General features: G+C 48.1%; 22 protein-coding genes. All 22 read right to left on the bottom strand.

Features of this window, described 5'->3' with window-relative positions:
* Positions 1 to 684, bottom strand: coding sequence for a precorrin-8X methylmutase (locus tag FN001_RS08375; RefSeq protein WP_243031222.1), 684 nt, complete (start codon positions 682 to 684; stop codon positions 1 to 3).
* Positions 684 to 2303, bottom strand: a complete 1620-nt coding sequence (locus tag FN001_RS08370) for a cobyric acid synthase (protein WP_142411521.1) — start codon at positions 2301 to 2303, stop codon at positions 684 to 686. Before FN001_RS08370 ends, FN001_RS08375 begins: the two co-directional genes overlap by 1 nt.
* 28 nt (positions 2304 to 2331) lie before the next feature.
* Positions 2332 to 3318 carry an adenosylcobinamide-phosphate synthase CbiB gene (gene cbiB, locus FN001_RS08365; RefSeq protein WP_142411520.1) on the bottom strand — a complete coding sequence of 329 codons (987 nt, stop codon included), beginning with the start codon at positions 3316 to 3318 and terminating at the stop codon, positions 2332 to 2334.
* 92 nt (positions 3319 to 3410) lie between these two features.
* Positions 3411 to 3701, bottom strand: coding sequence for a hypothetical protein (locus tag FN001_RS08360; protein WP_118298130.1), 291 nt, complete (start codon positions 3699 to 3701; stop codon positions 3411 to 3413).
* A 12-nt stretch (positions 3702 to 3713) separates the two neighbouring features.
* Positions 3714 to 4346, bottom strand: a complete 633-nt coding sequence (locus FN001_RS08355; RefSeq protein ID WP_118514077.1) for a histidine phosphatase family protein — start codon at positions 4344 to 4346, stop codon at positions 3714 to 3716.
* On the bottom strand, positions 4347 to 5099 hold the full coding sequence (locus FN001_RS08350) for an adenosylcobinamide-GDP ribazoletransferase (RefSeq protein WP_142411519.1): 753 nt from the start codon (positions 5097 to 5099) through the stop codon (positions 4347 to 4349).
* On the bottom strand, positions 5096 to 6271 hold the full coding sequence (locus FN001_RS08345) for a nicotinate-nucleotide--dimethylbenzimidazole phosphoribosyltransferase (protein WP_243121976.1): 1176 nt from the start codon (positions 6269 to 6271) through the stop codon (positions 5096 to 5098). Before FN001_RS08345 ends, FN001_RS08350 begins: the two co-directional genes overlap by 4 nt.
* A 14-nt stretch (positions 6272 to 6285) precedes the next feature.
* Positions 6286 to 7854, bottom strand: coding sequence for a cobyrinic acid a,c-diamide synthase CobB (locus tag FN001_RS08340; RefSeq protein ID WP_185911876.1), 1569 nt, complete (start codon positions 7852 to 7854; stop codon positions 6286 to 6288).
* A gap of 30 nt (positions 7855 to 7884) precedes the next feature.
* The gene (locus tag FN001_RS08335) at positions 7885 to 9453 is read right to left on the bottom strand and encodes an ATP-binding protein (protein ID WP_142411517.1); all 1569 of its coding nucleotides are present in this window, start codon (positions 9451 to 9453) and stop codon (positions 7885 to 7887) included.
* A gap of 175 nt (positions 9454 to 9628) precedes the next feature.
* A complete protein-coding gene (locus tag FN001_RS08330; protein ID WP_142411516.1) occupies positions 9629 to 10054 on the bottom strand; it encodes a hypothetical protein in 426 nt (141 codons plus the stop codon).
* Complete coding sequence (locus FN001_RS08325; protein WP_243121988.1) at positions 10054 to 11274, bottom strand: AAA family ATPase; 1221 nt, start codon at positions 11272 to 11274, stop codon at positions 10054 to 10056. Before FN001_RS08325 ends, FN001_RS08330 begins: the two co-directional genes overlap by 1 nt.
* Before the next feature lie 81 nt (positions 11275 to 11355).
* Positions 11356 to 11991, bottom strand: a complete 636-nt coding sequence (locus FN001_RS08320; RefSeq protein WP_486463494.1) for a class I SAM-dependent methyltransferase — start codon at positions 11989 to 11991, stop codon at positions 11356 to 11358.
* A 1-nt stretch (position 11992) separates the two neighbouring features.
* Positions 11993 to 14464, bottom strand: a complete 2472-nt coding sequence (locus FN001_RS08315; protein WP_243121975.1) for a DEAD/DEAH box helicase family protein — start codon at positions 14462 to 14464, stop codon at positions 11993 to 11995.
* A gap of 157 nt (positions 14465 to 14621) precedes the next feature.
* Positions 14622 to 14948, bottom strand: a complete 327-nt coding sequence (locus FN001_RS08310; RefSeq protein ID WP_486463510.1) for an AAA family ATPase — start codon at positions 14946 to 14948, stop codon at positions 14622 to 14624.
* Between the two features lie 220 nt (positions 14949 to 15168).
* Positions 15169 to 15834 carry a 3'-5' exonuclease gene (locus tag FN001_RS08305; RefSeq protein ID WP_142411514.1) on the bottom strand — a complete coding sequence of 222 codons (666 nt, stop codon included), beginning with the start codon at positions 15832 to 15834 and terminating at the stop codon, positions 15169 to 15171.
* A 103-nt stretch (positions 15835 to 15937) separates the two neighbouring features.
* Positions 15938 to 16444: a hypothetical protein gene (locus tag FN001_RS18075; protein ID WP_182426522.1), complete on the bottom strand. Its 507-nt coding sequence runs from the start codon at positions 16442 to 16444 to the stop codon at positions 15938 to 15940.
* A gap of 138 nt (positions 16445 to 16582) precedes the next feature.
* Entirely contained in the window at positions 16583 to 16729 is a 147-nt protein-coding gene (locus FN001_RS18070) for a hypothetical protein (RefSeq protein ID WP_185911875.1), read from the bottom strand.
* 516 nt (positions 16730 to 17245) lie between these two features.
* Positions 17246 to 18043: an HAD-IIA family hydrolase gene (locus FN001_RS08290; RefSeq protein WP_142411513.1), complete on the bottom strand. Its 798-nt coding sequence runs from the start codon at positions 18041 to 18043 to the stop codon at positions 17246 to 17248.
* Positions 18030 to 20276 (bottom strand): precorrin-6A reductase, encoded by a 2247-nt coding sequence (gene cobK / locus FN001_RS08285; protein ID WP_142411512.1) that lies wholly within the window; start codon positions 20274 to 20276, stop codon positions 18030 to 18032. The genes FN001_RS08290 and cobK overlap by 14 nt, the downstream gene beginning before the upstream one ends.
* Positions 20273 to 21013 carry a precorrin-3B C(17)-methyltransferase gene (cobJ, locus tag FN001_RS08280; protein ID WP_118298115.1) on the bottom strand — a complete coding sequence of 247 codons (741 nt, stop codon included), beginning with the start codon at positions 21011 to 21013 and terminating at the stop codon, positions 20273 to 20275. The genes cobK and cobJ overlap by 4 nt, the downstream gene beginning before the upstream one ends.
* A complete protein-coding gene (gene cobM, locus FN001_RS08275) occupies positions 21010 to 21780 on the bottom strand; it encodes a precorrin-4 C(11)-methyltransferase (RefSeq protein ID WP_142411511.1) in 771 nt (256 codons plus the stop codon). Before cobM ends, cobJ begins: the two co-directional genes overlap by 4 nt.
* Complete coding sequence (locus FN001_RS08270; protein WP_118298113.1) at positions 21777 to 23081, bottom strand: hypothetical protein; 1305 nt, start codon at positions 23079 to 23081, stop codon at positions 21777 to 21779. Before FN001_RS08270 ends, cobM begins: the two co-directional genes overlap by 4 nt.
* Positions 23082 to 23149 lie beyond the last annotated feature (68 nt).

The following is a 23149-nucleotide window of genomic DNA, read 5'->3' as shown; positions in this document are numbered from 1 at the left end:
CTATCGTCCTCCCGCCTCATATAACAGTGCGTTGCAGATCGCCGCGGCGATATTGCTCCCGCCTTTTCGTCCTCTGGCGACGATCGCCGGGACATCCGTCCGAAGGATCAGTTCCTTTGCCTCGACTACGTTCACGAATCCGACCGGTACTCCGATGATGAGCGCCGGCCGGATCTTTTTTTCTTCGATCAGCTCATAGAGGCGCATTAACGCCGTCGGCGCGTTTCCGACTGCATAGATACACTCCGGATAAAGTCGCGCCGCCTTTTCGGCGCTGACCGCGGATCTCGTCATCCCGCTCGCCTTTGCAGCTTCCTTCACATCCTCATCCCCGATAAAGCAGTGCACATCGATCCCGAATTTTCTGGCCGCCGTCTTGTTGATCCCGGATGCCGCCATCGTCGTATCGGTGATGATCGGAAGCCCCCGGTGGATCGCCTCTTTTGCCAGTCCGATCGCGCCTTCTGTGATCGTGAGGGTGTCGCGGTAGGAGAAATCGGCGGTGGTATGGATCACACGGCAGAGAACCGGAAGTGCATCAGCCGGATACCGGGAAACAAATTCCTCGCCCAGCTCTCCTTTTATGATCTCAAAACTCTTTTTTTCGATCTCCATCGGGCGGGTTGTCAGGAAATCGATCCCCGTCCGCTTTTTTAATTCTTCGGTCCAGTCAAGTCCACTCATCATCTCACATCCTTTCGTTCCAGGATCCGGTAGATCATATCCATATCCAGATTTTCCCGGATAATCTTAGCCATCTTGTCATACTGCTCTTCTTTATACTTTGCCATCGAGAATGTTTCCCCGTTTTCATATGTCTCCGGACGAACACCTTTTCTCTCTGCGAGGAAATCGCGGATCGCATGCTGCATCTCTTCTGTGTCGAATACTCCGTGGACATAGGTTCCGAATACGTTTCCGCTGATACAGCCGTCTTCTTTCCCACCGTCCGGAGCTCCATTCGGATTCGAATCCGTTTTATATCCTGAACGCGCATCGGAATCCATCGCCATCGCTGCGATATTTTCCCCATTTTCGTACTGGATCCACGAAAACGGCTGTCCGCCGTCCCGGATCGTCTCTCCCATATGAATCTCATATCCGTTGATCTTTACCGGTACTCCATCGTTTGAAAACCCGGCTGCCGTTCCATTTACTCTCGTCCTCGTCTTCTTCTCCGCAAAGATCGTGCGGATCGGCAGGAGCTCCATGCCGCGCATCGTTCCGCCTTCTTCCACACCATGCGGATCGGAAAGACTCGTTCCCAGCATCTGGAACCCGCCGCAGACGCCGATGACCGGGATCCCTTTTCCCGCCATCCGCGTGATTACAGCTTCCAGCCCGTTCTGGCGGAGCCACTTGAGATCTCCCATGGTGTTCTTTGTCCCAGGGAGGATGATGAGATCCGATCCGGTCAGTTCCTCCGGACGGCTCACATAAGAAAGCGCGATCCCCGTCAGTCGCTCCAGTGCATTAAAATCCGTGAAATTCGAGATCCTCGGAAGCCGGATCACGGAGATCTTCGCAAAAGCCGCATGGCCGGAGCGGTCAAGAAGAGGTCCGGTTCCATGTTTTTCTGTCAGGCGCTCCGAGAGGCTGTCCTCATCGTCCACGTCCACATCCATGTACGGGATCACACCCGCAAACGGGATCCGGATCCGCTCATAGAGCATGGAAAGACCCGGTTTTAAGATCTCTTTATCCCCGCGGAACTTATTGATCACGAAGGCGCGGATCCGCTTTTGCTCCGCTTCTGTGAGCAGGGCCGCTGTCCCGTAGAGCTGGGCGAAAACACCGCCCCGGTCGATGTCCCCGGCGAGAAGTACCGGCGCATCCAGCATCTCGGCGAGTCCCATGTTCACGATATCGTTTTCCCTCAAGTTGATCTCGGCCGGACTTCCCGCGCCTTCCACAACGATCACATCGAAGCGGGATGCCAGGGAATTGTAGGCATCCATGATGTCCGGGATCAGACTCTTTTTCATCTTAAAATACTCCGCCGCCGGATAATTGCCGCGGACCTCGCCGTTCACGATGAGCTGGGATCCCATGTTCGAGGTTGGCTTTAAAAGGATCGGGTTCATCGCTGCCTCCGGCTCGATCCCGGCTGCCTCCGCCTGCATGACCTGGGCCCGTCCCATCTCAAGCCCGTCCCGCGTAATATAAGAATTCAGGGCCATATTCTGGGACTTAAACGGTGCCGTCCTGAGACCGTCCTGATTAAAGATCCGGCAGAGCCCCGCCGCAAGAAAACTCTTCCCCGCATTCGACATGGTCCCCTGGATCATGATCACTTTTGCCATTTTGATTCCTCCACTGTGTGCCTTGTTTTTACAACAATTCCAGAATGATCTCCCACACCGCACAGATCCCCATCAGGATCCACGACGTCCGGTAGAGAAGTCTGTTTGCCCGGCGGATATCCTCCGGCTCCACCGGACGCAAATCATCTCCGATATATTTTTTCTTTACGAGTTTTCCAAAGTACCACGCGTCCCCGGCAAGGCGCACCCGTAGCGCTCCGGCACAGACCGACTCTGTCTGCGCGGAATTCGGGCTCGCATGGTTGAAACGGTCCCTCAGGAAGAGCTTTTTCGCATTTTTTCCGTCAAATTCGTGCCCTTTGGACGGCAGATACGCCGCAAAGATCATGATCCAGGCGCAGAGTCTCGATGGAATAAAATTCAAGACATCGTCCAGTTTAGCAGCCGCCCGTCCAAGGTACAGATATTTGTCATTCTTATACCCGACCATTGAATCCATCGTATTGACTGCCTTGTATACCCAGCCGAGGACCGGTCCGCCGATCGCCATGTAAAAGAGCGGTGCCGCAACACCGTCTGACGTATTTTCCGCGACTGTCTCCACCGCCGCCTTCGTGACACCAGTCATATCAAGCACTTTAGTATCCCGCCCAACGATCATCGACACCGCATACCGCGCCGCTTCAAGGTCGTCCTTTTTCAATTCCCGGTACACCTTCATGCTCTCATCCTTCAGGGATTTTACCGCAAAAAGCTGATAACACAGGATCACAGATGCCAGAAACCGGAGCCATGGGGAGATCCTGCCGCAGGTGTATAAGATCCCGCCGGATACGACCGCCGTTGTCCCGGTCACGAGAACAACAAGTACCACACCGCCAGCTAAGAGTGCCCTCTCTCCCTCTCCAAAAAGCTTCCGGATCCCTTTCTCCAGAAATGAAATATAAGCCCCGATGATCCGCACCGGATGATATAACCAGTGCGGATCCCCGAGGACCTGATCGAGCAGAAATCCGAGTGCGATCACTGCAAGTAATTCGAGTCTGTCTGTCATAAAAATCTTCCTTTAATGTTTGTTCCGTTCGTTGTCTATCATACCGCAAAACCGGCATTCCTCATATAGTGAACTGGTCTGATTTTTCTGCGTCATTTTAAATACTTTCCATTATTCTTATAAGCCATGATGATGATCACGATCGTCAGCACAAGAAACAGTCCAAGCCATAAAAATGCCGGGAAAACACGGCAAAGATACATTACCAAAAACGCAAGATCCAGTCCCCAGAGCATCTTTGTGACGCCCTCCGTATGGCACCATTTCGCCCGTTCCTCGTCCTCAACCAGAATTTTCGAGCTGATCGGCGTATAGATCCCACTGACAACAAGTGCACCGTAGATCAGGAATCCGATGCTGCATACCGATAATAAAAGAATCATGATTTTACCTCCCTATGATACTGGATTGTTCCGAAGAAACCGCACCTGACCGATCCGTCCATCCGGCGCTTCGATCTCTCCAAAGATCCCCTCGCCGTTTCCGACCTGCCAGTCATAGTAACTCTTCCGCTCTTTTGCAAGCGCCTCCATAACGGCCATGATCGTTCCCCCGTGAACGACGAAGACGAGTATTTTGTCCGGATCCTCTGTCTCCAGAGATAATCTCGCGAGGTTCTCCCGGAACGCCTTCACAGTCCGCGCTTTAAACGTTTCCGTGCTCTCCCCGCCCGGGAATCCCTCAGCTCCCATCGTGTCGATAAAATGCTGATATTCCATGTCCCCGGAGAGTTCCAGATAGTTTTTATATTCAAACTTTCCAAAATCACACTCGGAAAGATCTTCGACCTGGACCCTCGGGACCTGCGGATAATCATGTTCCGGAAATAGTGTTTCCGCAGTCTCAAGGCAGCGTTTCATCGGGCTTGTGATGATCGCCGCAGGTTTTCCGGCAAGTTCCCGGATTTTTTTTGCCTCTTTGCCAAGCGTTTCGAGGGATTCCTGCGTCAGACTCTCATCCGTCCTGCCCACATATCGTTTCTCCAGGTTCCCCGGCGTTGCCCCATGCCGGATCAGTAAAAGTTTCACTTAAAACACCGCCTTTCCGATCACCGCCGCGAGCAGGATCCCAAGCTCACAGATCTGCAGGAAGAAACCGGCAAGATCTCCGGTCACACCACCGAATTCCTGCACTGCCATGTGGCGATACCAAAGGAAGATCAAAACCGTTGTAATTACAACAACACCGCCGCAGATACCGCCAAAGAGCAATTCCAGAAATGCCGCCAGGAAAAAGATCACGAGCATGCAGACTGCCACGGTCTTCTTTCTCGCATCCTTCATAAAATCTGCCAGCATCCCATGTTTTCGCGCCTCCGGAAATGTCGCGGTGGAAAGGCCGCTGAGCGCCCTGGAAAGAATAAACCCGATCGCTGTGAGGAGCACACTTCCCTCATCAAGTTCCGTGCACGCCGCTGCGTAGAGGATCAGATACAGTCCTCCGAAGATCACCGCAAACGCTCCTGTGTGCGTGTCCTTTAAGATTCCCAGCTTCTTCTCCCGGTCGCCATATGACGCTCTTGCATCGCAGGTGTCCATAAATCCGTCCATGTGGATCCCGCCCGTGATAAAAAGCGGCACTGCGAGGAGGATCCCCGCTGCCAGGATCTTTCCCGTCAGGATCCTGTCGAGCAGCAGATACATTCCAAAAAACACCGCTCCGATCACCGCCCCGATCGCGGGAAAAAAGCACATGGCGTATTTCATGTCCTCTTCCTTCCACTCAAACATCGGCATCGGGATCCTGGAATACATCGAAAACGCTATGATCGCCGCTCTCATGTCCGGACCTCCTTCTCATAATCCACGTACTGCTCGACGGAAATGTCGGAAAAAGTGCTCATCTCTTCGTAGACGCTCGCTCCCATCTTTAAAAGTGGGATCATCGCTACAGCCCCGCTTCCCTCGCCGAGATGCATCCCGAGATGAAGCGGCGCCGGAAGTCCAAGCATTTCAAGAACCGCTTTTCCGGCCGGTTCACTGGAAATGTGCGAGGCAAAGAGATAATCTTTCGCCTCCCGGCGGATCAGGACCGCGAGAAGTGCCGATACGGTCGAGAGGAACCCGTCCATGAGGACCGGGAGTCCGGCCGCCGCCCCGCCTAAAAAGAGCCCGGTCATTCCCGCAAGGTCAAAACCGCCAAGCTCCGAAAGGACTGTCACAGCCGAGAGCGCCCCATTCTCATAATCTTCCTTCGTTCCGCCCCGGTACTGCGGATATGTTTCATAAAAGCGGCCGACCGCCATCGAAACCGCCCGTTTTTTCTTTTCCAGCCCGGCATCCGAAAGTCCGGCTCCCCGTCCGGTCGCTTCCTCCGGGGAAAGTCCCGTGAGCACTGCGCTCATCGCGGCAGCAGGCGTCGTATTTCCGATTCCCATCTCACCTGCAGCGAGAAGCTCATATCCCATATCCCGGAACGTAAACGCAAGTTCGATCCCGGAAACCAGCGCCTGCAGGCAGTTCTTTCTGCTCATCGCAGGTTCTCTCACGATATTTCCGGAACCTCTCGCAATCTTTCGGTCCATGATCCGGTGCGGATCCGGCTGTTTTACTCCGATCACTTCACAGTCCATCCCCATGTCCACCGGATAAAGATCTGTTCCGGCAGTCCGGCACATTTTGGAAGTTGAAGTCTCCCCCCGCGTGAAATTCTCCGCCACGATCCGGGTCACTTCCTTCCCGGTCTGGGTCACGCCTTCCGAAACGACGCCATGATCCGCGCACATGACTGCAAGTGCGGACTTATCAAGCGTGATCCCGGACGCACTCCGCCTGATCCCGGCGATCCTTGTAATATCGTCCTCCAGGATCCCGAGACTGCCGATCGGCTTTGCAACGGAATCCCATCGCTTTTTTGCGAGTTCCATCGCATGGCGGTCGGCTGGGACGATCTGTTTCAGATAGCTTTGAAATTTTTCTTCGATTGTCTCTGTTGTCATCGTGTTGTCACTCATTATCTTTCCTTATGTCATTCTTTTTGGATTTCCCAAATGGTTTCTCTCCAGCTTTGTGCCTGCTTTACAAAATGCTCCGCGATCTCCGGATTGCTGTAAAAATACAGATGTGGGAAACCGGCATAGAAGCTTTCTGTTGTGTATCCGCACTCCCAGCCGCGGGTCCCGACCGGTTTCTTCGCCTGAAAATCAGTTCCATTTTCCGGTGAATCCCAGTGGTGGAATTCATGGGCGCGAAACTGAGTTCCCTCCGGTCCGAGAAGTCCGTCCTTTTTCGCTGTCACGGTAATGTAGCCGAATCTTCCAAGTTTCCCTGTATCCTGGCTGTTTCCCGGAAGAACACCGGCCATTTCCCAGCGCTTTCCAGCCGGATCTTCGATCGACTCCTTCAAATAGAGGTACCCGCCGCACTCTGCGATACAGGGCATCCCATTCCTGATCGCCTCCCGGATCGAAGAAAGCATCGTTTTATTCTCTGAAAGTGCCTTCGCATGAAGCTCCGGATATCCGCCGCCAAGATACAGCGCAGACGCCTCCGGCGGGATCTCCTGATCTCGGATCGGAGAAAAATATTGGATCCTGGCTCCAAGTTTTTTTAAAAGATCCAGGTTGTCCTCATAGTAAAAGCAGAACGCCTCGTCTCTTGCAACTGCGATCACGGGGCTGCTGGAGTTTTTATTATCTGCTGCAGGCGCTTCCAATTCTCTTTTTCCCTGAAAAATTGCTCTGCTTCCATCAAAAACCGCATGACACACAGTATGGACAGCGGCTGCTCCTGATATTGTTTTTCCTTCCTGTTTTTTTATGATTTCCGGAATCTTAATTAGAAGTTCCGGAGCTTTCTCTGCTGCTTCCAAAATCCCGTCCAGATCGATCCCCGCCCGGATCTTCTCCTTTACAAACTCCAGTTTTTCTCTGAGTCCCGGGATCTCCTCCGGCATGACAAGTCCCAGATGGCGTGATTCCAGAGTCAGATCTCTGAGTTCCGGAATATATCCGAACACGCGGATCCCCAGCTCCTGCTCTGCCTTTTTCTTAAGTCCCGGATATATCATCGGAGACAGCCGGTTAAAGATCACGCCTGCAACGTGGCTCCTCTCCTGATACTCCATGAAGCCTTTGATCGAGGCAAGTGCCGAAAGACTCCGTCCCTTCATGTCAACGATCAGGATCACCGGTGTATCCGTAAGATCCGCCACTTCCCATGCGCTGGCGCGCTCCGAGACACCGCCGAGACCATCGTAAAATCCCATTACACCCTCAAGGACCGCGATCCGGCTCGCCGGAAGCTCCTTATTCTCCAGAACTTCCCGTCCCAGCAGATACCGCAGCGTATCCGCCCCCACAAAAAAGCTGTCCAGATTTCGCGATGGAATCTCCAGCACCGTCCGGTGAAACATCGGGTCGATATAATCGGGGCCACACTTAAAGGCACGCACCGCCTCAATCCGCTCCTTTAGGAGTGAAAGAAGCACACAGGTGAAAAATGTCTTCCCACCGCCGCTCTTTTCGGCGGCGATCATGATGCGGGGGAGACGGATGGAAGTTGGAGTGCTCTCTTCTGATAATCCATTTTTTAACATATTCATCATTCCAGATCTTGCCTCTCTAGTTTAAAAAGAGCTATTCTCAATCAAGATTTTCCAATATCCTTTTTGACTGGTTCCAATGCGCTGAATAACATTCTGGCTTTTCATTTTATCAATCTGATATTTTACACGATTAATTTTCCACCCCAATTGAGCTGCAATCTCTCTCTGTGTAATATCAGGCTGTTCTTTAATCAATGCCAGAACCGCTTTGCTCTTGTCTGTCAGGTTGTATTCCGTGTACACGGAAATTTTCACAGCATCGTCGGTAAGCTTTTGAATATCTTGGTTGACTTTTTGTATACCTTGGTCGGATTTTCGCGTGTCTTGGTCGACTTTTTGTATACCTTGGTCGGATTTTCGCGTGTCTTGGTCGACTTTCTGAACACCTTGGTCGGTTCCTATTCTTGTCTCTTCCATATTACGATAGAGATTAATGCGAAATCCAATCTCCATATCGCGAAACTCCGGCTCGCGTAATCCGTATTCCTGCATTGCTTCCATCAATTTCGGAATGCCGCTGCCCCACACCTCAATCAGATTCATATAAGAAAACGCATGTGCAAGCGCACGATTACGTATTTTTGAATATCCCTCTTTCATCTTATCCAGAGTCACACCTGGCATAAGACCGCCCGGCGATGTAATTTCCAAACGGTCATCATAAATTGCTACCTGAATGTGCGAATTCTGCAAGAAACTACAATTCATCACAGCATTAATAATAAGCTCCCGGATACTGTCCGGCGGAAGTTCATAAATATCTTTCCGATAAATTCCCTCCAGCTTTGCTCCGAGGTGAATATTTCGCAGTACAAATTCAAACACATCATCAATCTGTTTCCATAACGGTCCACCATATTCGCGCTTGTCCACAAACACCGCACGGGTCTTTCCTTTAAACATTCCACATTGTATCTGAGAAAGAAAATCATCCTTGCCAAGCAGAAAAACATAACCATTGGTAGGGTGAATTCTTCCATCTTCCGCTTCTGCCAATAGTCCCCAGCTCAACAGCACATTCTTTGTTACATCTTTAACCCTTTCTCTTTGTGCCTTAGACTTGCTATTGGCAATTGCAACCTCCTTCATCTGGCGGCAAAGTTCCTCAATCTCTTCATCCGTCACCGTCAGATCCCTGCGGATCACTTTATCATAGGAACGTCCCTCGTCCTCATAATACATCTCTGCTGTCAGATCTCTCCCCGCCGGGCGAGAAGTTCCTGCGACTCTGATGTAAGTTCCATCGTTGATGCCTAAAGACTTGATATAATATGGACGCTGCTTTCCCGCACTGATTTCAGCGATGATGATGGTTTTATCATTGATCGTCTGTAAATAGACATCCGGGATCACAACAGGTTCACAGCTATCGGAAATTGCAGTTGTAATAGCATCAATTTCTGAGAAAATAATCTCTTTCGGAATTCCAACCACCTCACGGGTGCTATCATCCACACCAAATATGATGCGTCCACCTTCTCCATTAGAGAATGCAATAACCGTTTTCATATATTTTGTGCTGTCTTTTGGACGCTGCATCTTAAACTCAACATTTTTAGATTCACCTGCAAGAATTTCCTCGATGGTCAATGAAATCACCTCCTTCAAAGCTTATTTTAATATAGTTTCTTTTGTGAATATCAATTTATCATATAAGCGTTTCAAAGTGAGTATTCTCGATAGCGAAAATATACCTGGTTAATTCCCAATCACCAGTACCTTTTCATTCTATCACATTTCTGCGGTACGCACCCCAACAATAAAACTATATCTTCTCTTCAATAATATCCGTGCTGGCCTTTACCCTGTTCTTTTTTAATTTGCAGAACTTCACATACTCACTACTTCGGATTGCATGTGTATTCGCTTTATAAACAATTCTATAATATAAGGTATATGATCTTAATTCAGCACTCAGATGTCTCTCCGTCTGTTCCAATTGCTCTAAGGCATGCCTGAGGTCCGTTCCCTTTAATTCGATCAGATATGCATCCATTTTTTCATCATTCAAAACAAGAAAATCACATTTTTGAATCGTCTTATCTGTGATCACACCTTCATCAATCTGATATTGACGAACTAAGTTCTGAGCTGTGTTGATCGCGCGATGCACGCATCTGCTTTTCTTATCCCTTGATATTATTTTCTTTGCTCTCTCCTCACACAAAGATTTACTCTTTTCTAACAGCATTATTTCGATTCCCCCAAATCGATCCGAAGAAGCTGATCCATTCGCTCATTGATTTCCTGTGAAATCCCATCAATCACACTGTTTTGCAGCAACGGCTCTGAATCATCCATAATGTTACTCAATTTTCCCCCGCTGACATCATATGCCACCGTATTTTTTACATGTAACTGGCGTTCCTTTTCAAAAATCTTCTCGACTTGTTCCGGACACTTTTCATCCAAAGATCCTGCATACAGCAAATTATTGATGGAGCCTAAAATATATGGACTATGTGTGGTTACAAGTAATTGATTTCCCGCATTAAAAAATATTCCCAATGCTTCCACAACCCGGCTCTGTGCTTCCGGATATAAATGTGACTCCGGTTCTTCCAGGATCAGATAGATTTTTCGATTTTCCAACACATAATAGAAAAGAAGATTCAAGATCCATATGACTTCCTGCTGCCCGGATGAACTATAGTTCATTTTTACATACTGATGTTCATTTAAAACCAGGCGTTCCTCCCCGCCTACATATTGATATTTCCCCTTCAAAATCACATCGATGGTATCCATCAGTTTTACAAGCAAATCTTCTTTTACCTGTTCCGTTGACGTCAGGAGCTTGTCATAATACATTCTCCGCATTCCATCCGAAAACAATGGTTTTACACGCAGGATTCTCTCCATATAATTCTGGGTACAATAGTCAATACTTCGTTTCTGTCCATCATCCATCGATGATAGAATATAATTCAACTGACTCGTCAGCAGAGTGATCAGGCTTCTTCCGGCAGGAATATACACGGTCTCAAACTCATCATGAAACACTCTCTGCAATATTTTCACGACTTCTTCCCGTCTATAATTCCCGGAATCCAATTCATTTAATATCTGCTTGATGTCCTCTGAAAACTCAAAATCAATATAATTCTGTGCCCCCGGATAGCTACTCTCTTTCAGCATCAGACGAACGTATGTGTTTTCCGCAAATGTATAAGACATATTCATGTCCATACTCATTCCCCAACTGGAACCAAACATCTGCATGAATTTCCCGCGAAGATATTTTTTCAATCTATGAGAAAAATTTTCCGTTTCTTCTCCAGCAGCCTTTTCCTTGCTATATAGAGTCAGGCAATCGTCCTTGACGGTTCGAAAATAAAATAGCGCTTTCGCTATTGTACTTTTTCCTGACGCCTGCGGACCGGTTAATACGCAGAATTGCTCCAAATTCATCTTACAATTTTTAACAGGTCCTAAGTTGTTGATTTCGATTATTGCCATCGGCAGCCTCCTATATTTTCGACCTGATTATATTTACATATCAGTACCGCTACACCCATTAACTTTTTTTAATATCACATTCAACCATTTTTCATTCTCGCGCCCCGTTCGAGCATCTCCTGTAATCCATTGTTTTTCTACTGATAACGATGGTATCCCAGATATCAGGACGGCAAATGTTTCTTCTGTGAAATCAGTAAAATAACGTCCATTTCGCAATCCTTCAAAATCACCATATTTAAAAGACGTATAAATAATCCCATTTTTCTTTAACGCTTGAGACATCCTTTCTAACACATCAAATAATTCGGTCCTACTCAGATGAAGAATAGATGCACAAGCCCATATTCCGTCATATTTTTCTTGTACATCTAATTCTTGAAACAGCATATCTCTTACTTCAATTCCTGTGTATTCTGACGCCAGACGACATAATTCCACCGATCCGTCTATCGCCTCTACCTGATATCCTTGATCCAAAAAGCATTTGGTATCACGACCTGATCCACACCCAAAATCCAATATCTCAGCTTTATTAGGCAGCATATCCATAAATGTATTTTGAATTTCAGAAAAATCTACATCCCGTGTAGACTCTACAAATGTATCATAATTTCTATTATAATAATCAATTGTTGACGTATCCATGTGCTTCTCATTATCTGCCATATCACACCTCATTTCTATACCTACGCTGATAATAATCCATGATTCTGTATTCTATCGCATCTTTCATATGATGGATAAGTGCCGTATTTCCTATCACTTTACTTAGTTCATCACTGAACGACAACACTGTTTTTTCCTTTTGATTGAAAAATCCAACCCCTGATTTCAATAAATACCTAACCGGCATTTGAATGATTTTTTTCAAATGCTCTTTATCAGAAAGACCACAATATTTTTCATATGTAATTCCATCCTGTAAATCCTTCCAGTTTGTTCCAGTTGAGAAAAACTCCTTCCAGCTTTCCAGGATCTGTTCTTCCGTTACACAATGTCTGATCTGACCATGATTATAAAAAGCCAGTAATACAGGCATTTTATATACTTTTGACATATTTGTGGTCTCAATATAATTGATAAATTCCCTTCCAATCCCCTGATAGAGCACTTTTTCTTCATCTGTTAATAAATCAAAGCTTTTTAAATACTCTAAATAGTTTTTCAAAGGATTATCCTTAGCATGTCCCAGCATCAATTCATAAATCTGGTCATCCGCATATGTAAAAAAGTCAATCCTTGTGGGTATTTTGTTTAACTGATCCTTGATTCGCCAAAATTCTTTGTCAATCTGATCTTTTATTTTCTGGTTTTTTCTATCCATTTCTGAAAACAGATCAATCAGTTTCATATCAAAATCTATGATACAGTCATCCGGAAAGTCAGAATGATCTGCTTGATTATATGTTTTATTCTCTGTCTTACCTGTTAGGAGAAAACGCACACGGCCGGCTTTTTCATAATTTCCAATGAAGTCCAGCACATTTAAATATTCCTTACCTCTGCTTTTTCTGAGCCCACGTCCAAGCTGCTGTAAAAATATCACCGGTGACTCTGTAGGACGTAAAAACATAACCATATCCACAGACGTGATATCTACTCCTTCATTGAACATATCCACAGAAAAAATCACCTTGATTTCACCGTTCTTCAGTTTACTGATAGCTGTCTCTCTGTTCTCGGAAAACTCTCCCTCCGAATTACTATAAACCGCTACCGAAGGAATGCCACGCCGGCAGAACTCCCTGGCCATATCATTTGCATGAACTCTGGAGCAGCAAAATCCGAGTGCTCTGTTAGATCCGTATTTGCAATAATATTTATAAATCAGGTCATATCTAACCGCATTTCCAATATAAGTCTTATTTAACTCTGTTTCATCATATCTGCCTTTTACGATATGCAGCTTTGAATAATCCGTCGGATCAAAAATTCCATAATAATGAAACGGAACAAGCATTCCCTTATTGATGGCCTCTTTTAAAGTGATTTCATATGGTACATTATAGTCACATATTTCATAGATATTTTTACCATCCATTCGTTCCGGCGTGGCTGTCAATCCCAGCATAAACTGTGGTTTAAAATATTTCACGATATTTCTATACTGTTCATTTACCGCATGATGGAACTCATCAATAATCAGGTAATTAAAATACTCCGGTTCGAAATATTGGTCGTTCAGATATTCCTTTTTCCCTAACGTATATACAGAAGCAAAAACCACCGATTTATCTGTAGCTTTTTCATTATTATTAAAAAAGCCATAATCATCCGAGTGCCTGACATTCCGAAATGATTCTGCTGCCTGCTTTAATATTTCTTCACGATGCGCTACAAACAATATCCTTTTGTAATTCTTTGAGTCGAATGCAGCCAGATATGTTTTTCCTACTCCTGTTGCAGCCAGAATTAAGGCTTTCTTTGCGCCTTCCGCTCTTGAGCTTTCCAATGCACATAAAGCTTCTATTTGTGCTCCCCTAGGCTCAAAAATGCTGATAACATCATTGGATTCTTCTGAATCGAAATCATCATATTTGTCCAGATCTTTTGCAACGGCAGGCCTATGCCATCCTTTGGAATACCTTTTTAATTCTTCGTCATCGATTACGATTGAATGATTCTCAAATAAATCTTCAAACGCATTATAGAATTTATCGTAGTTCTTACCATCCGTCCGGCTGCTGAATCTATAATTCCACTCAACGCCGGAAGTCAAAGCACTCCTTGAAATATTGGATGAACCTATGTAAATTTCACTGTGCTCCTTGTAGTGAAAAATATACGATTTCGGATGAAAAGATCTCCCTTTCTCATTATAAAAACGCAAATCCACCTGAGCTCCTAGTTTCTGTTTGATCAGATAAAGGGCAGATGGCTGAGTAATTCCCAAATAATTTCCCGTTAATATGCGGATCTTTGCACCTCGCTTCAGAGCATTTTCAAGATCTGATATGAGCATCTTAACACCGGATTCCATCAAAAAAGAGACGATGATGTCAACACTATCAGCTTTCTTCAAACTGCCAATAAGCTGATAGTAAAGATACATTCTCCTATCACTTCCACCAGTCATAACATCTGTCGAATAGGTGTAATCTGTATTACTCAAATCATTCGCCAAATTATGCTCTGTCATATTGCTGCTCCTTTATAAGATTGATATACTCCACGCTCCGCTTTTCCGCTCGTGTCAGATAATCTGTTGTAAATAAGGCTCTTGAGACCCGAAGACACCCTGTCAGCACTGCGAATTGTAGAGAATCATTCGTTTTAAGTGCCTGTCCGAAAATTTTTCAGATCAACGATGCCATTTCTTTATAATAACTGTGGTGAAATGCCTTATCTAGCCGCATGTCATACGCATTGATCAGGATAATTGTTTTTGTCTGTAATGGCTGCGATAACGTCTGCAAGGATGATAGTTCCGATTTCAAAAAACTGCGCAGCATACTCATGTTCAATGTTTTTCCGAAGCGTCGTGGTCTTGTAAATAGATTCACTTCGCCCCACTGTTCAAGCAGCCGTTCGATCATCTTCGTCTTATCGAAATAATAAAATCCCTCTCTCTGGATTTTCTCAAAGCTGTTGACACCGACCGGTAATTTAAAAAAACTTGTTATGAACTGTATACTCCGTTCAAAATGTTACGTTGCTGTATTTTTCTGTTATTCTCGATTTTACCATTCTTACATCTAAATGGCAAGTTTATGACACATTCGTTCTGAAGTTCTGAAGTTGAAAAGCTGGATTATATTCTCATTTCGGAATTTATTTTCACTTTATGTAGATTTGATTCCGTGTTCGGAATCTATTTCTGCAAGTGTTTGGCTTTAACCTGCATCACCCCACCACAAACCCCGAGAAATCAATCATACTCCCCAGCGTATTCCCCAGCGGCGTCGGGTCCATCGCTTCTTTGACTTTGCGGAGAGTTTTCTCGAAGAGATCACGGTCGCGGAAGACGTGGAGGAGGTCGGCGGTGTTTCTGGCGTCGTCGAGGGCGTCGTGCTGTCTGCCGGAGAAATCGATTCCGGCCATGTCGAGGGCGAGTTCCAGGGAGATCCGTCTCTCGAACCCGATGTGCGCGTCGAATTCATTCTGGAAATCGGTCCACTCGGTGTCGATCAGGCCGTGTTCTTCGTCGGAAAGCTCGTATTCTTTTAAGAGGATCTCTTTTACGACCTGGTTGTAGTCAGAGTCACTCCAGGCATAGATCGTGACCTCATCTCCTGTTCCCAGGCACCAGTTTGTGAACATCCGGAATGCTTCCCTGAATACCGGTGCATTCGCTACCATCGCGTCTGTGATCCCGGTCAGATTCCGGATCTCCGCCGCGATCTTATCGTTGTATTCCGGTTTTACATATGTACGGAAGTTCCCGATCTCCTGCAGGTTTTCATCCAGCATGACAGCTCCGATCTCTATGATCTCGCTTTTGCAGATTTTTCTCGCTTCTGAGCTGCGCGCGATCTTGTTCATCTCCAGGTCGATTACAATATGTTTCATAAACGTTTCCTCCTGTACTCTGTATTTTCATTCCATTTGTTTCTATATACCATCAGTAATTTCATAGCGCCAGACATGGTTTGCAATCTTCTCCGCTGTTTTTCTAATCATCCCCCAGCTCATCCAGCGCGTCATCGACGCCATCCGCGTAGTCGCTGTCTCCGGCATAACGGTCATCATCGTAATCCCCGTCCATATAGACGTCATCATATCCGTCATCGTAGGAATCCGCAGTGCTTTTTCTGTAACTGCTGGTTCCATAAGAACTTTTCGGCTTGCTGTAGGAAGAAGAGCTTCTGGATGCTGCAGAGCTGCTGCCGGAAGTACTGCTGCTTTTATAGCTGGATGATCCGGATGAGCTGCTTCCCGATGACTTTCCGTAGGACGAGGACGAACTGCTGCCCGAACTCCCCGACGAGTAAGAACTTGTATAAGATCTTCGGTACGGTTTGTGGAGATAACAGTAACTGCTCTCCGGTGCCCGCTTGTTGCTGCACCCGGTCACGATACATTTCGGTTCTGCTGCGTCGCTGACTGCTCCGATAAAACAGAGAAGTCCGATGATCGTACATAAGCCTGCTAAAAATCCTCCAAATGTCATATTTCTCATATAGATCCCCCTTTTCCTAATTCCGGATATCCCTGTGGATGATGCCGCAACCTGTTCCATGTGTTTTTTTCTTCGGTTTAAGTATTCTGCCTGCATCTTTCCTGTTTGATATTTTTATTATATCATTTTACCTGTCCTTTAAATATCCCACGTGTCCTGAATTTTCGTTCTCATCTCTCTGCTCCTGCCCCACTCCTTATTTTCACTCTCCATCTGAAGTATGATTTTATTATATTTGTCTGTCCGCACATTTTTTGGACAGGTCCTCCTGGATAAAAATTTCATCGCTATTTCCTCTGCATCAAAAAAAGCAGGAGCCGCCAAGTGCTCCTGCTTCCCATCTTTTATATTCTGTTTTTATGGCTGATTTCCCTGGTACTGGTCGCTTCCGAATCCGAGGATCATTGAGAAAATCGGCTGGAGGAAGAAAAGTCCTACGCCAAAGCCGAAACCGTGTCCAAATGCTTTGCAGCTTATACTCCGTATAAACATTGTAGAACGGGATCAGGGATTTCCAGCCCGGCTCTCCGGCCTTTGAAAAAATCCTCCAGTTCGCGATCATGTAGAAGATATAATAGATCAGCCGCAGAGTTGAATAGATTCCCAGGCTCCCTCCGATCACGGTTGCACCTGCTAACATTGTCATATCTGTTTCCATGTGTCATCCACTTTTCTTCTTTTGCTGACCGATTTCGCATATGTCCGCCTTATCTGAAAGCCGGGTCGGTTTCCGGTCTCCGGCATTTATGCGGATCGGTTATTTTTAGTGTATCATATAGATGGGTACAAAATGGACACTGTTCATTTTTCTCCGAGCAGTTCTCCCATCTCTTTTAATCCTGTGAAAACAGCATCCGGAACAACGTCAGACTTCGGAATGTCTTCCGGCTTTGTCTCTCCGGTCAGGACCAGGATCCCATGTGCGCCGTTTGCCACTCCGGTCTTTACATCTGTATAGATACGATCTCCGACGAAGGAGACTTCCTCACGCTTCGCTCCGGTCAGTTCCAGGACCATGTCCACTGTCTCTTTAGATGGTTTTCCGACATACTTCGGTTCTTTCCCTGTCGACAGGGAGATCGCCGCACATATGGCACCGCAGTCCGGAATAAAACCGTCTTTTGTCGGACAGTTGATGTCCAAATGGGTTGCAAGAAAAACAGCACCGTTCCGGATATATGTGCAGGCGCGTTCCAGCTTTTCATACGTCAGTGTCATATCAAAGCCGATCACCACCACGTCCGGCATCTCTTTCGTCAGCCGGATCCCATTTTCGCGGAAATTATCTTCGAGATCCGGCGTCCCGACAAGATAGACTTCTTTTCCTGGATAATACTCTTTCAGATACTGGATCATCACATCACCGGATGTGATGATCTGTTCTCTGCCAATATTGCATCCCATTTTTGCCAGTTTATCAATATAGGTTCCCGGTGATTTGGATGAATTGTTTGTAAAAAACACAAATCGTTTTCCGGCTTTTTTCACTTCATCCAGAAAATACAGTGCTCCGTCGATCACATCATTGTCCAGATAAAAAGTCCCATCCATATCCAGGATAAATAGTTCCGTCTCCTTCAAAATCTCATATTTCGTCATGTTCTTCTCCCTGTTTCTTCCCTTCAAAGCTCACGATCCACACCGGATTCAGTCCCATCATCAGGTGGCTGTTTCCGGCTTTTTTTGATCTGGCTGCTGTCAGGGTCACGAGCTCCGGTTCCGTTACCGGAAGAGTCTTCGCCGCCGCAAGGACAGCTGCAAGAGATTCCGGTGTGATGAGGTTTACGACAAATCTTGTCTTAGGATTCTTCTTGAGACAGAGCGCAATGACTTCCTCCATCTTTCCGCTGCTCCCGCCGATGAAGACGTGCGTCGGAGCAGGAAGGTCATTCAATGCCTCCGGGGCATTTCCTGCGATGATTTTTGCATTTGTGAGTGCAAATTTCCGGAAATTCTGCTCCAGAAGTTCCACTGCTTCCGGGTTCTTCTCGATCGCAAAGACTTTTACCGAGTCGGAAAGTCCCGCGCACTCCACGGAGATCGATCCCGTTCCGGCCCCGACATCGTAGAGAACGGAATGTTCCGTCAGCTCCAGCTTCGATACGGAAACCGCGCGGACTTCCATCTTTGTCATCGGGACTTTGCCGCGAAGAAATTCCTCATCCGGGAGACCATGTGACATCGGCCGGAGCGGACCGTTCCATTCCGCATAGAGGACCGCAAGCGGCGGAGCCTTCCGCTCCCTGAATGTCTCCAGGGATCCGGAGAGGACCTGCTCCCCGTCTAGAGAGAGGTTCTCACCGATAAAGAGCTTTGTCTCCTGCATTCCGAGTTCTTCCAGTTGTCCGCAGATCTTCCCGTAGAAATCGGTTCCGCCTCCAAGGACGAACGCGCGTCCGGTGCGTTTCAGTTCGGACGCAAAATTTGTCTCCTGACCATGCATGCTGAAGAGTGTTACATGATCCCACGGGCGCCGGATCTTTGCGAAAAAGTATCCGACCGATGAAATCCCCGGAATGATCGTGACTTCATACGATCCGCGCTTCTCCAGGACTGTGGAGAGCTTCTCCGCCGCACTGTAAAATCCGGTATCGCCTGACATGGCTCCGCAGATGATCCCTGCTTCCGGATGGCTGTCCAGATAATCTGCGATCTTTTCCGGCTGATATGCCTCGTAGACCGGCTTGTGGAAATCGGCAAGCTGTCTAACACAGCGGGATGCGCCGACGATCAGGTCACACGCCTCAAGACGTTTCTTTGCCTCGCCTGTAAGCCAGGATGAATCTCCCGGGCCGGTTCCGATGAGGAAAACCTGGCGAATTTTTTCGTTTTTTATGTTTTCTCCGACCGCTGATCCGACGGAGTCTTCCTGTGCAGGAGCGGGCTGGTCCCGATCTGCTTTCTCCGGAGCGATATGATCTGTGTTTATCAGATCTGAACCTGTTTGGCAGCTCTCTCCTGCCTGTTCCAGTCTGTCGTCCGCATCGTCTTTTTCATGCCCATCGGAAGCTGCGAGTGAAAAATTTTTCTCCAGATATTTGATTCCATCTTCCAGCGAGATCCCATCCTCCGCCGGACGCCCGATCACGACGAGTCCGACTCCGGCTTTCTTCGCTGCGCTGACTTTCTCCCCGAAGCCGCCAGCTTTCCCTGATTCCTTCGTCACCATCCATTTCGCATGGACGGATCTCATCATCGCGACATTCAGCTCTTTCGAAAACGGTCCCTGCATCGCGATCAGATGGCTGCCGTAGAATCCCATGTCCGCACATGTCTTTACAACATCCGGCATCGAGAGGACGCGCGCGTAGACTCTCGTCTCCCAGTCCGGAAGCTCCAGAAACGCAGATAATTCCTTACTTCCGGTCGTGACAAAGACCGGTCCTTCGGTCATCTTCAGAAATTCGACTGCCGTGCAGACCGAATCGACAAATACCGGCTCATTTTTCCGGTCAGCCGCCATTTTCTGGATTTCCTCCAGCGTCTGGACCCGAATTCCGCTCCGGCCTCCGTCCCGCAGGATCCGCAAAAACGGCGTATCTGTCTTCTTCGCCGCCTCACGGATATTTGCCGTAACGACCTTCGCGAACGGGTGCGTCGCGTCCAGGATCAGATCGTACCGTTTTTCCCGGAACAGATCCTCCATCCCGTTCTCATCGATGCGCCCGTCATGGACATGGAGATTCGGTGCCTCCGGGATCTCCTCTTTTCCGTACTCCGTCGCGACGAAAACATCCGCCCGGACATTGCTCCCGGCCAGTCTCTCCGCGAGAAGCCGGCCTTCCGTGGTCCCCGCAAAGATCGCGATCTTTTTTTCTTCCTCTATTTTCATATCCGGTATCCTCTCGGTGTGACCATCCAGTTCTGTCCGCCAAGGACGGACTTTTCGGTCCGGCTGTTTCCAATAAACACGGTGGTGAACATGTCCGCCTCGTAATCTTTTAATTCCGCTAACGTCATGACCTTCTTCGTCTCCCCGTCTCTTCCGATGTTCTTTACAATGCCGCAGACGGTATCCGAGCTCTTGTACCGTAAAAAGATCTCACACGCACGCTTTAAATAGTCCGCCCGCTTCCTGCTGGACGGATTATAGAGGCAGATGGAAAAATCAGTCTTCGCCGCCGCGTCCAGGCGATTCTCAATGGTCTCCCAGGGTGTTAAAAGATCACTTAAACTGATCACCGCAAAATCATGCATCAGCGGTGCCCCGAGGACAGCGCCGCCGGAGAGAGCCGCCGTGATCCCCGGGATCACCTCGATCTCCACCTCCGGGTGCTTCTCCCCGAGTTCCAGGATCGGTCCCGCCATTCCGTAGATTCCTGCGTCCCCGCTGCAGATCATCACGACAGATCTTCCTTTTTCCGCCTCCGCAAAAGCCATCTCGCAGCGCTCGATCTCCCGTTTCATGGGGGTCGTCAGAAATTCCTTATCTGGAAAGTACGGCTTCGCGAGATCCACATAGACCGTGTATCCCACGATCACATCGCAGGTGTTAAGCGCCTTTACGGCACGGAGCGTCATGGATTCATATTCTCCAGGTCCCATGCCGACCACTGTCAGCTTCTTCATATGTCCGTCCCCTTTCTGAATTCCGTGGAGAAGTCCGGCGCATAGAGTCTTGACTCCTCGTAGCCGTTTGCCTCTCTCGTGCCGAATACATCACCGATAAAGATCATTGCCGTCTTCTTAATTCCGTTCTCCTCTGCGGACTTCGCCAGCGTAGAGACGGTGCAGCGGACGATCTTCTCCTCCGGCCATGTCGCCTTGTAGATGATCACCGCCGGAGTGTCCGACTCATATCCTGCTTCCGCAAGTTCCTTTTCCATCTGTGACAACAGTCCCGTGCTTAAGAACACCGCCATGGTCGCATGGTGAGCCGCCAGGGAACGGAAACTCTCCCGCCCCGGGACTCCGGTCCGCCCCGCCATTCTCGTGATGATCACGGACTGGGACACGCCAGGCAGCGTGAGTTCCGCATGGAGACTCGATGCAGCGCCGCAGAAGGAGCTGACCCCCGGGCATACATCGTAAGCAATCTTTTTCTCATCCAGCCGGTCCATCTGCTCCCGGATCGCTCCGTAGATCGCTGGATCACCGGTATGAAGCCGCACCGTCATTTTTCCTTCACGCTCCGCTTTCTCCATGGCACGGATCACCTCGTCAAGAGTCATGTAGGCACTGTTTAAGATCTCACACCCCGGCTTCGTCTCCTTTAAAAGCTCCGGATTCACAAGGGATCCCGCATAGATCACCACGTCCGCCTCCCGAAGGAATTTCTGTCCCCGGACCGTGATCAAGTCCGGCGCTCCGCTTCCGGCTCCAACAAAATGTATCATGATGGTTTTCCTCCTGTTTTTCGAATCTTCATGACCGTCCATGCATGGTCTCTCATGTCATACTCCCGCTTGCAGTACGGGCAGTGACGGATCTTCATCGCGTCAAAGCTTGCCCCGCAGCTTTCACAGGAGACCTGATGGATCGAGTATCCCGGGTCCTGCGGGATCTGGATATTCTTTCCGACGATCATCCGGATCCTGTCGTTTTTCTCCTTCATCGAACTTCCCCTGTCATATGTATCGCAGAAGTACAGATCGATATCCGCATACACATACGGGCCTTCCTGCCAGCAGTTCCCCACCGACATAGCTCCCCTGTATACAATGTCCGTGATGTTCTGGAAACTTTCCCCATCCCAGGGACCGCGGATAATAGAAAGGTCCTCTCCCGGCTCGGAAAAGATAATATTTTTTGCCAGAGCAATGACCTGGTTTTCAAAGTTTTCATAGCCAAAATCCGGCTCGTAATTCTTCATGAACCGGATCAGCCTGTTTTTGCTGCCAGAAGTGGCAAACAGAAGTCCAAGGCTCTGCATCGCCCGCCAGAAAATATACCCAAGTGTTTTTAAGGCAAACAGCATATATCCGCCGAAGGCTCCGATTACTGGATACCCGATCAGCGGGCAGATCATGGAATATAGTGTCAGAGGATCACCGGTCTTTGCCCTCTCCCATGCCAGGTATGCCAGCATGAACACCGTGAAGATGACTGCCCCTCCGCCGCACCAGGGAGTTAATGTTCTCTTGATCTCTTCCGTGGAATAGCTGAGGTCTTCAATGGAATAAAAATTCGCGACCTTCGGATACAGATCCTGCATCAGAAATCTTGTGTGGCAGTATGGGCAGCCTTCAAACAGCGCCTTGATCTGGCTCACCGCTCCGCAGGACGGGCAGGTACATGGCTCCGTTCCGTCTACCGTCGCCTCATTCGCGAAGGTGATCGTCTGGTATAAGATCTCTTTCTTCCGGAATTTTCCGATGATCCGTCCACCCCTGGAATATGTCGTATTTCTCTGCGCCGTGCGGAATTCTGTCACATTCGTATATTTCTTTCCGACCTTCGGCGGGATCGCGCCGGCTGAGGCCAGAAGACCCCGGAGTTCTATGGATGAATCTCTGTGAAGTCCGCGTTTTTCCAACCGCTTCCGCTGCTGGCTCAGAAAATACTTTATATCCTGATTTCCGGTATCCGGGATCGGTCCGCCGGAAAGCCACTCGTTGTATTGTTTCAGGAAGCGGTTATACATCATGGATGCCTTTGTGTCATGGACGCTCCCGTAATTTTTCTGCCTGTTTTCCATAGTGTTTCCTTTAATTTCGATGAATGATCAGAGACCGTAACTTTCATGCGTTGTTCCAAAACTTATTG

The organism is Clostridium sp. Marseille-P7770, from assembly GCF_902143525.1.
Taxonomy (GTDB): Bacteria; Bacillota; Clostridia; order Lachnospirales; family Lachnospiraceae; genus Pilosibacter.
This window is presented reverse-complemented; position numbering and strand designations above follow the sequence as displayed.

Bases quoted from the DNA above. Each gene is read 5' to 3' on its own strand.
- FN001_RS18075 (WP_182426522.1), bottom strand. From the start codon at position 16,444: ATGAGAAATATGACATTTGGAGGATTTTTAGCAGGCTTATGTACGATC.
- FN001_RS08360 (WP_118298130.1), bottom strand. From the start codon at position 3,701: ATGATTCTTTTATTATCGGTATGCAGCATCGGATTCCTGATCTACGGT.
- FN001_RS08370 (WP_142411521.1), bottom strand. From the start codon at position 2,303: ATGGCAAAAGTGATCATGATCCAGGGGACCATGTCGAATGCGGGGAAG.
- FN001_RS08340 (WP_185911876.1), bottom strand. From the start codon at position 7,854: ATGTTAAAAAATGGATTATCAGAAGAGAGCACTCCAACTTCCATCCGT.
- cobK (WP_142411512.1), bottom strand. From the start codon at position 20,276: ATGAAAATAGAGGAAGAAAAAAAGATCGCGATCTTTGCGGGGACCACG.
- FN001_RS08345 (WP_243121976.1), bottom strand. From the start codon at position 6,271: ATGAGTGACAACACGATGACAACAGAGACAATCGAAGAAAAATTTCAA.
- FN001_RS08320 (WP_486463494.1), bottom strand. From the start codon at position 11,991: ATGGCAGATAATGAGAAGCACATGGATACGTCAACAATTGATTATTAT.
- FN001_RS08375 (WP_243031222.1), bottom strand. From the start codon at position 684: ATGAGTGGACTTGACTGGACCGAAGAATTAAAAAAGCGGACGGGGATC.
- FN001_RS08270 (WP_118298113.1), bottom strand. From the start codon at position 23,081: ATGGAAAACAGGCAGAAAAATTACGGGAGCGTCCATGACACAAAGGCA.
- cobM (WP_142411511.1), bottom strand. From the start codon at position 21,780: ATGATACATTTTGTTGGAGCCGGAAGCGGAGCGCCGGACTTGATCACG.
- FN001_RS18070 (WP_185911875.1), bottom strand. From the start codon at position 16,729: ATGAAATTTTTATCCAGGAGGACCTGTCCAAAAAATGTGCGGACAGAC.
- cbiB (WP_142411520.1), bottom strand. From the start codon at position 3,318: ATGACAGACAGACTCGAATTACTTGCAGTGATCGCACTCGGATTTCTG.
- cobJ (WP_118298115.1), bottom strand. From the start codon at position 21,013: ATGAAGAAGCTGACAGTGGTCGGCATGGGACCTGGAGAATATGAATCC.
- FN001_RS08325 (WP_243121988.1), bottom strand. From the start codon at position 11,274: ATGAATTTGGAGCAATTCTGCGTATTAACCGGTCCGCAGGCGTCAGGA.
- FN001_RS08305 (WP_142411514.1), bottom strand. From the start codon at position 15,834: ATGAAACATATTGTAATCGACCTGGAGATGAACAAGATCGCGCGCAGC.
- FN001_RS08350 (WP_142411519.1), bottom strand. From the start codon at position 5,099: ATGAGAGCGGCGATCATAGCGTTTTCGATGTATTCCAGGATCCCGATG.
- FN001_RS08330 (WP_142411516.1), bottom strand. From the start codon at position 10,054: ATGCTGTTAGAAAAGAGTAAATCTTTGTGTGAGGAGAGAGCAAAGAAA.
- FN001_RS08315 (WP_243121975.1), bottom strand. From the start codon at position 14,464: ATGACAGAGCATAATTTGGCGAATGATTTGAGTAATACAGATTACACC.
- FN001_RS08290 (WP_142411513.1), bottom strand. From the start codon at position 18,043: ATGACGAAATATGAGATTTTGAAGGAGACGGAACTATTTATCCTGGAT.